The sequence below is a fragment of the Polynucleobacter sp. 35-46-11 genome (genome assembly GCF_002281105.1).
In genome coordinates, this window is record NZ_NCFJ01000555.1 from 1 (window position 1) to 1,575 (window position 1,575).

General features: G+C 43.2%; 2 protein-coding genes. Both read left to right on the forward strand.

What is annotated here, in order from left to right; translation table 11 throughout:
* Window positions 1-943: CDP-glucose 4,6-dehydratase (rfbG, locus tag B7Y67_RS17535; RefSeq protein WP_293599728.1), on the forward strand; the 943-nt coding region annotated here is incomplete at its 5' end.
* Between the two features lie 2 nt (window positions 944-945).
* Window positions 946-1,506, forward strand: a complete 561-nt coding sequence (rfbC, locus tag B7Y67_RS17540) for a dTDP-4-dehydrorhamnose 3,5-epimerase (RefSeq protein ID WP_293599729.1) — start codon at window positions 946-948, stop codon at window positions 1,504-1,506.
* Window positions 1,507-1,575: the final 69 nt, after the last annotated feature.

Here is a 1,575-nt window from a genome sequence, read left to right on the forward strand (position 1 = left end):
ACCTAACACAACACCGAATCTATTTACTGTCGCAAATGTAGCTGATAGTTTAGCCAGTAGCACTATTGGCGATATTAGAGACTCATCATTACTCCATGAAGCATTACAAGCCTCTGGCGCAGAGATTGTGTTTCATTTAGCGGCGCAGCCGCTAGTTAGATATTCGTACGAGTCTCCCGTAGAAACTTATTCTGTCAACGTAATGGGCACAGTGAATTTATTTGAGGCAATTCGCAATACTAGCAGTGTTAAAGCAGTGGTTAATGTAACGACTGACAAGTGCTATGAAAACCGTGAATGGGTTTGGCCTTATAGAGAAGATGAGGCAATGGGCGGTTATGATCCATACTCAAGCAGCAAGGGCTGCTCTGAATTGGTGACGGCGGCTTATAGACGTTCTTTTTTAGCGACCTCTGGGGTTGCAGTGGCAACGGCAAGGGCGGGTAATGTAATAGGTGGGGGTGATTGGTCATCTGACCGTCTGATTCCAGATTTTTTCCGAGCCATAGACGCTAAGCAAGCACTGTCTGTGCGGTCACCAAATGCAGTGAGACCATGGCAGCATGTATTAGAGCCGCTTTCTGGCTACTTAACTTTAGCGCAGCAGCTATATTCTCATGGTGAACAATTTGCAGAGGCCTGGAATTTCGGGCCAGCGGATGAAGACGCTAGAAATGTTGCGTGGATAGTAGAGCAGTTAGTAGCATCAATACCTGGCGCAATTTGGCAGCGAGATGAAACGCCACAGCCTCACGAAGCAAATTACTTAAAGCTAGATAGTAGTAAAGCGCGTGCTAATCTTAATTGGCAGTCGCGTTGGAATTTAAAAACTGCACTAGATGCAATTGTTTCATGGCATGAGTGCTGGCATCAGGGTAAAAATATGCATGATTTTACGCTAGACCAAATTAAAAAATATGAACAAACAAAGCGAAATGTTTAACGATGGCGCGCTTTGATTTTATTAACACATCAATCAACGGCCTGAAAGTGGTTCAACGTCAGTTAATTGAAGATAACCGTGGATTTCTTAGCCGATTTTTTTGTGCAGAAGAGTTTTATCCAATTGGTTTTAACAAGGGCATTAGCCAAATTAATCACACGTTTACACGCAACAAAGGCGCAGTAAGGGGCTTGCATTATCAAATGCCGCCGCATGCAGAGATTAAGCTAGTGAGTTGTCTTAAAGGCGAAATATTTGATGTGGCTATAGATTTGCGCCAAGGGTCATCCACTTTCTTACAATGGTATGGCGAAGTTCTTAGTGCAGAAAATCGTCGAAGTTTATTGATTCCAGAAGGATTTGCGCATGGGTTTCAAACTTTAACTGAAGACTGTGAATTGATTTATTTACATAGTGCACCCTATGTGCAGGGCGCTGAGGCAGCATTGAATGCACAAGACTCAAAGCTGAACATTACTTGGCCGCTTGCTATTGCTGAAATGTCTGAACGAGATACTAACCACCCTATGATTAACAATGATTTTGAAGGAATTGCAGTATGAAATGCCGCCATTGTGCAACAGAGTTAACACTACCTTTAATTGATTTAGGCAGTGCGCCACCATCTAACG

What these genes read in the sequence shown, in the direction of transcription:
- rfbC (WP_293599729.1), top strand. Translation starts at nt 946, where the DNA reads ATGGCGCGCTTTGATTTTATTAACACATCAATCAACGGCCTGAAAGTG.